10 protein-coding genes are annotated in these 7756 nt (G+C 68.7%); 6 read left to right on the plus strand and 4 right to left on the minus strand.

The window, feature by feature from the left end; translation table 11 throughout:
• From G6019_RS05470 to G6019_RS05485, 4 genes are all read left to right on the plus strand, one after another.
• The coding region (locus G6019_RS05470) for a GNAT family N-acetyltransferase (protein ID WP_241725892.1) at nt 1-212 on the plus strand (212 nt) is incomplete at its 5' end.
• Between the two features lie 13 nt (nt 213-225).
• The gene (locus G6019_RS05475; RefSeq protein ID WP_107757400.1) at nt 226-1026 is read left to right on the plus strand and encodes an exodeoxyribonuclease III; all 801 of its coding nucleotides are present in this window, start codon (nt 226-228) and stop codon (nt 1024-1026) included.
• A gap of 36 nt (nt 1027-1062) precedes the next feature.
• Complete coding sequence (gene ppk2, locus G6019_RS05480; RefSeq protein WP_182613310.1) at nt 1063-1956, plus strand: polyphosphate kinase 2; 894 nt, start codon at nt 1063-1065, stop codon at nt 1954-1956.
• A 75-nt stretch (nt 1957-2031) separates the two neighbouring features.
• Nucleotides 2032-2448, plus strand: a complete 417-nt coding sequence (locus tag G6019_RS05485) for a CoA-binding protein (RefSeq protein ID WP_182613311.1) — start codon at nt 2032-2034, stop codon at nt 2446-2448.
• Between the two features lie 40 nt (nt 2449-2488).
• Here G6019_RS05485 and G6019_RS05490 read toward each other — a convergent pair whose 3' ends face one another.
• Entirely contained in the window at nt 2489-2944 is a 456-nt protein-coding gene (locus G6019_RS05490; RefSeq protein WP_107757403.1) for a CD225/dispanin family protein, read from the minus strand.
• Nucleotides 2945-2993: 49 nt separating this feature from the next.
• Nucleotides 2994-3290 carry a GNAT family N-acetyltransferase gene (locus G6019_RS05495; RefSeq protein ID WP_107757404.1) on the minus strand — a complete coding sequence of 99 codons (297 nt, stop codon included), beginning with the start codon at nt 3288-3290 and terminating at the stop codon, nt 2994-2996.
• Nucleotides 3291-3473: 183 nt separating this feature from the next.
• Here G6019_RS05495 and thiC point away from each other — a divergent pair, with 183 nt between their 5' ends.
• On the plus strand, nt 3474-5177 hold the full coding sequence (thiC, locus tag G6019_RS05500) for a phosphomethylpyrimidine synthase ThiC (protein WP_194305475.1): 1704 nt from the start codon (nt 3474-3476) through the stop codon (nt 5175-5177).
• 64 nt (nt 5178-5241) lie between these two features.
• Here thiC and G6019_RS05505 read toward each other — a convergent pair whose 3' ends face one another.
• Entirely contained in the window at nt 5242-6006 is a 765-nt protein-coding gene (locus G6019_RS05505) for an ABC transporter permease (protein WP_107757405.1), read from the minus strand.
• Nucleotides 6003-6917 carry an ABC transporter ATP-binding protein gene (locus tag G6019_RS05510; RefSeq protein ID WP_107758223.1) on the minus strand — a complete coding sequence of 305 codons (915 nt, stop codon included), beginning with the start codon at nt 6915-6917 and terminating at the stop codon, nt 6003-6005. The genes G6019_RS05505 and G6019_RS05510 overlap by 4 nt, the downstream gene beginning before the upstream one ends.
• Nucleotides 6918-7003: 86 nt before the next feature.
• Between G6019_RS05510 and G6019_RS05515 the strand changes: the two genes are divergently transcribed.
• The gene (locus tag G6019_RS05515; RefSeq protein ID WP_107757406.1) at nt 7004-7654 is read left to right on the plus strand and encodes a DUF1707 SHOCT-like domain-containing protein; all 651 of its coding nucleotides are present in this window, start codon (nt 7004-7006) and stop codon (nt 7652-7654) included.
• Nucleotides 7655-7756 lie beyond the last annotated feature (102 nt).

The following is a 7756-nucleotide window of genomic DNA, read 5'->3' on the forward strand; positions in this document are numbered from 1 at the left end:
GCCGACGCGGGCTGGCCGAGGTCGTCACCGGCGCGCTCGTCGGGTGGGGCCGGTCGCTGGGCGCCGAGGAGTGCCACCTCCACGTCTTCGCCGACAACGCGGCCGGCCGCGGGCTGTGGGCCAAGCTCGGACTGGCCCCGCACCATTCGATGCGTCACCTCGTCGTCGTCGAGGGTTCCACTCCGCGGTCCACGCGATCCGACGCCGGGTAATAGACTGCTCGCCATGCGCCTGGCCACCTGGAATGTCAACTCGATCAGAGCTCGACGGGACCGCGTCACGGCCTGGCTGGAACGCTCGGACGTCGACGTGCTGGCCATGCAGGAGACCAAGTGCAAGGACGACCAGTTCCCGCACGAGGCGTTCGAGGAGCTGGGATACCAGGTCGCCCACCACGGCTTGAGCCAGTGGAACGGCGTGGCCGTGGCCTCGCGGGTGGGGCTCGACGACGTCCGGTTGGGCTTCGACGACATGCCCGGTTTCCACAAGGACCCCGAGGTCACCCAGGATCCGGAGGCGCGCGCCATCTCCGCGGTGTGCGACGGCGTCCGCGTCTACAGTCTCTACGTCCCCAACGGCCGTGAACTGGCGGACCCTCACTACACCTACAAGCTCGAGTGGCTGGCCCGGCTCCGCGACCACGCCTCCGCCGAACTCGCTGCCGACCCGGCCGCGCAGGTGGCGTTGGTGGGCGACTGGAACGTGGCACCGCACGACGAGGACGTGTGGGACATGGAGGTCTTCACCGGCAAGACCCACGTCTCCGAGCCCGAACGCCAGGCCTTCGCGGCCTTCGACGGGGCGGGCTTTCGCGAGGTCACCCGCGAGTTCACCCCGGGCCCCGGCGTCTACACCTACTGGGACTACACCCAGTTACGCTTCCCCAAGAAGCAGGGCATGCGCATCGACTTCCAGCTGCACTCGCCGGAACTCGCATCGCGGGTGACCGGCGCGTTCATCGACCGCGAGGAACGCAAGGGCAAGGGCGCCTCCGACCACGCCCCGGTCGTCGTAGACCTCGACTAGCACCGCGACCCGGCCCACCACGAGGAGCCCGCACCGATGTCCACGTTCCAACTCCGTCACTACATCGACCGCCTGCGCGCCGAGGGCTTCACCGTGCGCGACGACCACGGTGAGGACCCCGACCTCATCGACATCGACGGCAGGGCCGTGGACACCTGGCGGGAGAACTACCCGTACGACCATCGGATGGACCGCAACCAGTACGAGGTGGAGAAGTACCTCCTGCAGATCGAGCTGCTCAAGTTCCAGAACTGGCAGGCCGAGTCGGGCCACCGGCACGTGATCGTGTTCGAGGGCCGGGACGCCGCCGGCAAGGGCGGGACCATCAAGCGGTTCACCGAGTACATCAACGTCCGGCAGGCCCGGGTGGTCGCGCTGATCAAACCCACCGAGACCGAGCTGTACCAGTGGTACTTCCAGCGCTACATCAGCCACCTGCCCACCCGCGGCGAGCTGGTCATGTTCGATCGCTCCTGGTACAACCGGGCCGGTGTCGAGCGGGTGATGGGGTTCTGCACGGACGCCCAGTACTCCACGTTCATGGAGCAGGCGCCCATGTTCGAGAAGATGTTGGTGGACTCGGGCATCGGCCTGACGAAGTTCTGGTTCTCCGTCACCAAGGAGGAGCAGAAGACCCGGTTCGCGATCCGGCAGCTCGACCCGGTCCGTCGGTGGAAGCTCTCCCCGATGGACCTGGAATCACTCGACAAGTGGGACCTGTACACCGCCGCCAAGGAGGAGATGTTCCGGCGCACCGACACCGACTGGGCCCCCTGGATCACCATCAAGTCCAACGACAAGAAGCGGGCGCGCATCAACGCCATGCGCCACTTCCTCCACCAGTTCGACTATCCGGAGAAGGACCCCCAGGTGGTGTTCGACCCTGACCCGAAGATCGTCCGCCGCGCCAGGGACGCCGTCGGGGACTGACTGAGCCCGCGAAGGACGCACCCGCGCACACGACCCGTCGGGAATGTCCGGGCACCGGCGCGCATTGCACCGGGTATGAGTCACACCAATGATCCGGCCGTTGTCAGACGTCTGCTCTCGGACCGCGGGCGCTGGGCGGTCGTGGGCCTGTCGGCGAACACCGGACGGACCGCGCACAGGATCGCCGCCTATGTCCGCAACCTGGGTCACGAGATAGTGCCGGTTCATCCCAGGGCTGAGACGGTCCACGGTCAGCAGGGATACCCGGATCTCGCGTCGGTACCCGGGGAGATCGATGTGGTCGACGTCTTTGTCAACTCGGCGCTCGCGGGCGACGTCGTGGACCAGGCGATCGCCCGGGGCGCGAAGGCGGTCTGGCTCCAGCTGGGTGTGATAGACGAGGCCGCGGCCCAGCGCGCTGCCGATGCGGGGCTGGACGTGGTGATGGACGCCTGCCCGGCCATCGAGGCGCCGCGTCTGGGCCTCGCCTGAGCGAGAGCACCCGCCGTGGCGGGAACGGCCCGCCCGCAGGTCAGAACCCGCTGGCGCTCAGCCCGATCATGGCAAAGATGAAGGCGAAGTAGAGCACGATAAGCAGGGCGAAGAGGCCGAGCGAGATGAGGCCGAGCTTCTTGGCTGACGCGCTCGCCGCTTCGGCCTCCGCATGGTGACCGGCCGCCCACAGCGGGTAGACGTCCGAGGCCCGGGTCATCGCGACGAATGCGAGCGGCCAGAAGAACAGGATCGAGGCCACCGCCCAACCGATGTTCGACGGGGGGCCCGGCCGTGCGGCTCCGGGGGACCCGGTGAACCCCCCGGGGGTCTGGGCCCCGTAACCCGGGTGCTGGCCATACGACGACGCGCCCTGCCCGTATGTCGGGCCCTGGCCATAGCTCTGGTCCTGCCAGTAACCGGACTCCTGCCCGGGGGTCTGGCCGGCCCCGTACGGGGAGTCGGAGGAGGAACCGGGGTAGCTCGGATTCGTCATGCCCGAATCGTATCCCCGAACGTGGGCTCCCTGAAACACCCTTCCCGGGTCAGCGGGGGGCCACGAGGAGCTGGTACTCGGGGAATCGGACGAGGAACCGGCGGACGTAGCTGCACACCGGGCGGATCTTGTGCCCGTCCAGACGCATCCGGGTGAGGACCAGACTGACCAGCAGTCGAGCGATGCCCTGCTGTCCGAAATGCTCCTCGATAACGGTGTGGAGAAGGATGTAGACGTCGCCGTCCTTCTCGTACCCCACCAGACCCATGAAGGTCTCGCCGTCCCACAGTTCGAACCGGTCTCTATCGGTGTTGTGGACCAGCACCAGTGACTCCACTCGGGACATGGGACTCCTTCGGCAGGGTGTGTTCCACACCCGATGCTACTCGCCGGGGTACGCTCGCCCGGCACAATTTCATACTCGTCCCCACGGGAGTCCGCTTCGGAGCGCGGGCTGAGAGGACGGCCGGCCGGGCCGTCGACCGTAGAACCTGTCCGGGTCATGCCGGCGTAGGGAGCAGTGAGCATCATGGGCACACACACGTCCACCCCCAGCGCAGAGTCCACCTCGATCGAGTCCGTGACCTGCGGCCCGATCCACTCCAGCAGCAAGTCGTACCTCGAGATCCCGGCGGAGGGCGGCACGCTGCGCGTGCCCGTCCGCCGGATCGCCCTGACCAACGGCACGTCGTTCGACGTCTACGACACCTCCGGCCCGTACACCGGGTACGCCGACGCCGGCGAGTGCCACGACCTCGGCTCCGGCCTACCACCCACCCGCGACGAGTGGACGCACCCGGAGGCCGTGCCCGCCTCGTCGGAGGACTCCACGCCGGTACGAACCCAGCTGGCCTGGGCCCGCGCGGGTCACATCACCCCGGAGATGCGCTTCATCGCCGCGCGCGAGGGAATCGACGTGGAGCTCGTGCGATCCGAGGTGGCCGCCGGCCGCGCCGTCATCCCGGCCAATCACCGCCACCCGGAGAGCGAACCGATGATCATCGGCAAGCGCTTTGTCACCAAGATCAACGCCAACATCGGCAACTCCGCGGTCACCAGTTCGATCGCGGAGGAGGTCGAGAAGATGGTGTGGGCATCCCGGTGGGGCGCGGACACCATCATGGACCTGTCCACCGGGCGGGACATCCACGAGACCCGCGAGTGGATCCTGCGCAACTCGCCCGTCCCCGTGGGCACCGTGCCGATCTACCAGGCACTGGAGAAAGTGGGCGGCGACCCGACGGCGCTGACCTGGGAGCTCTATCGGGACACCGTCATCGAGCAGTGCGAACAGGGAGTGGACTACATGACCGTCCACGCCGGGGTGCTCCTGCGGTACGTCCCGCTCGCCGCCACGCGCGTCACCGGGATCGTGTCGCGCGGGGGATCGATCATGGCCGCGTGGTGCCTGGCACACCACCGCGAGTCCTTCCTCTACACCCACTTCAGTGAGCTGTGCGAGATCCTCGCGACGTACGACGTGACGTTCTCCCTCGGGGACGGCCTGAGGCCCGGGTCGATCGCCGACGCCAACGACGAGGCGCAGTTCGCCGAGCTCCGAACGCTGGGTGAACTCACCCGGATCGCCAAGCGCCACGGCGTCCAGGTGATGATCGAGGGCCCGGGACACGTGCCGATGCACATGATCGTGGAGAACGTGCGCCTGGAGGAGGAGTGGTGCGAGGAGGCGCCCTTCTACACACTGGGGCCGCTGGCCACGGACATCGCTCCGGGCTACGACCACATCACCTCCGCCATCGGGGCCGCGCGGATCGCCGAGGCGGGCACGGCGATGCTCTGCTACGTCACCCCCAAGGAGCACCTGGGCCTGCCCGATCGCGACGACGTCAAGACCGGCGTGATCACCTACAAGATCGCCGCGCACGCGGCGGACCTGGCCAAGGGCCATCCGGGCGCGCAGGCGAGGGACGACGCGCTGAGCACCGCGCGGTTCGAGTTCCGCTGGCGGGACCAGTTCGCCCTGGCCCTCGACCCCGACACCGCGCTGGCCTACCACGATGCGACGCTGCCCGCCGAACCGGCCAAGACGGCCCACTTCTGCTCGATGTGCGGTCCCAGATTCTGCTCCATGCGGATATCGCAGGACATCCGGGACTACGCCGCCGAGCACGGACTGGACTCGGTCGAGGCGATCGAGGCGGGGATGGCCGAGAAGTCGGCGGAGTTCGCCGAACACGGCTCCCGGGTGTATCTACCGATCAGTGGAGGCTGACGGGCCGACCCGCCCGTGAGACGTGTGACGCGGCGGCGTCACACGTCTCACGCGGCACGTCCCCTCAGGCGTCGCGGCGCAGGGTGATGACGAGGCCCAGCGCCCACAACGCCACGCAGACCCCGGCGTACCAGGCGAAGGCCGGCCATTCGCCCCACGTGATGAACCCGCGGACGGACTCGCCCTGGGTCCAGTAGTCGCCGTTGGCGAACGGCATCCAGGCGGCGATGTCCTGCCCCACCCGGGGGATCAGCGAGACCATGCCCTCGAGGGCCAGCGTCCACACCAGGAACAACGAGATGGTGCCGGCGGCGTTGCGCATGATGTGCGCCAGGCCCATCACGGCGAGGGTGCCCAGTGCGGCGTAGACGGGGAACCGCACGAGGTATCTCAGGCCGTCGCCGGAGAACGGGGTCCACGAGTCCAGTCCGGACAGTGCGCCCGCCACCAGCATCGCGATCACCACAGCGACCGCGGTCACGACCATGGACAGCACCGTGAACAGCACCGTCTTGGCCACTATGGCAGGCCACCGCGACGGCGTGGCCAGGAACGTGGCCTTGTTCGTGTGGAACCGGTACTCGCCGGTCACGGCGACGATCGCGGCGATCCACGCCAGGATCACCGTGAACGCGCTGACCCCCAGTATCGCGAACAGCGGGTCGCTTCCGCCGCCGGGCGCCCCGGCCACCGGCTCCCCGGACGAGGTCTGCTCGAACTGGCCGATGATCGCGGCGAGGCCGACGGCGAGCACGACTCCCAGCCCGTAGAGCCAGTAGGCGCTCTTGGTGGTGGTGGCCTTGATCCACTCGGACTTCAACAGGTTCATCGGGTGGTCTCCTGACCGTGGTACTCGACGTCCTGGTCGGTGAGCGCCATGAAGGCCTCCTCGAGCGACGCCCGCTTCTCGTGCAGTTCGTGGACGGTGATACCCAGGCTCGCGGCGAGGTCACCGACCCGGGGTGCCGGCAGCCCCTCGATGAGGAACACCCCCTCCGCGGGGTCGAAGGTGGCGTTGATCCCCTCCTCCCGGGCCGCGGCCGTGAACTCCTCGACGTGCGGCGTCCGGAGCAGGACCGATGACCGCGCGGCGGAGAGGAACTCCTCGACGGACGTCTGGGCGCGGAGGACCCCCCGGCCGATGACGACGAGATCCTGGGCCGTCTGAGCCATCTCCGACAACAGATGGCTAGAGACGAGCACCGTCCGGCCCTCGGCGGCCCGGGCGTGCATGAAACGGCGGATCCAGAGGATTCCCTCGGGGTCGAGTCCGTTGACCGGTTCGTCGAACAGCAACACCTCGGGATCGCCGAGCATGGCGGTGGCCAGACCGAGCCGTTGCCGCATGCCCAGGGAGTAGCCACCCACCTTGCGGCCGGCCACCTCGGTCAGGCCGACCAGTGACAGCACCTCGTCGACGCGGCTGTCGGGCAGTCCGCCCGCGGCGGCGATCATCCTCAGGTGCGATCGCGCGGACCGGTTGGCGTGGGTCCACGACGCGTCGAGCAGGCACCCGACGGTGCGGATGGGATCCGCGAGCCTCCGGTACGGCTGGCCGTTGATCAGCGCCTCACCCGACGTGGGGGTGTCCAGACCGACGATCATCCTCATCGTGGTGGACTTCCCGGCACCGTTCGGGCCGAGGAATCCGGTGACGACGCCAGGCCGCACCACGAAGCTGAGGTCCTCGACCGCCGTAGCGGCGCCGAAGCGTTTGGTGAGATTGCGTACCTCGATCATGTGCTCCAGTGTGCCTGCCGTGGTCCGCATCGCGGGTTCCTCCCACTCGGTTCCCGCCCAGGTGTGTCAGGGCTTACTCTCGAAGCATGGACGACGCGCGCGACGATCACGGCCCCGAACTCCCGTCGATCCGCGCCTCGGACCACGAGCGGGAGGCGACGGCGAGATTTCTCCAGCAGTCCTACTCGGAGGGGCGGTTGACCCTGGCGGAGTTCGACGAGCGCACCACCAAGGCGTACGGGGCACTGTTCCAGTCCGACCTGGCCGAGCTCACCCGCGACCTCTCCCCCGCCCGCGGCGACGGCGGGTCCCGGCCCGGGGTCCATCACGATGAGGCGCCCGCGAGGAGGGTCACCGGTGGAACCGGTCCGTCGTCGTCACTGGCGTTCATGGGCGGATGCGAACGCAAGGGCGCGTGGACGGTTCCCGCCGAGCACACGGCGTTCGCCGTGATGGGCGGGGTCGAACTGGACCTGCGCCAGGCCTCTCTGCAGGCGCACGAGACCACGATCCGCGCGTTCGCGATCATGGGCGGGGTCGAGATCTACGTGCCGGACGACATCCACGTCGTGGTCGAGGGCCTCGGTCTGATGGGCGGATTCGGCGAGGAGGCCGGCAGGTGGAAGCCCGACCCCCGCCCGGTGCGGCAGGCCTCTCCGGGCGCCCCGGTCGTGCGGGTCACGGGGCTCGCGCTCATGGGCGGCGTGGAGGTACGCAGGGTTCCCCGGACCCGCTGATCCACCCGTGCCCCGACGACGGAGCACGGAACCGCCGGCGACCCGTCGGTCACTCGGCCTCAGTCCACCGGCGGACTCGACGCCTGCGCCCAGAACCTCTTG

Origin of the sequence: Dietzia sp. DQ12-76 (assembly GCF_014145045.1) — a bacterium.
In the GTDB taxonomy this organism is placed as follows: Bacteria; Actinomycetota; Actinomycetes; order Mycobacteriales; family Mycobacteriaceae; genus Dietzia.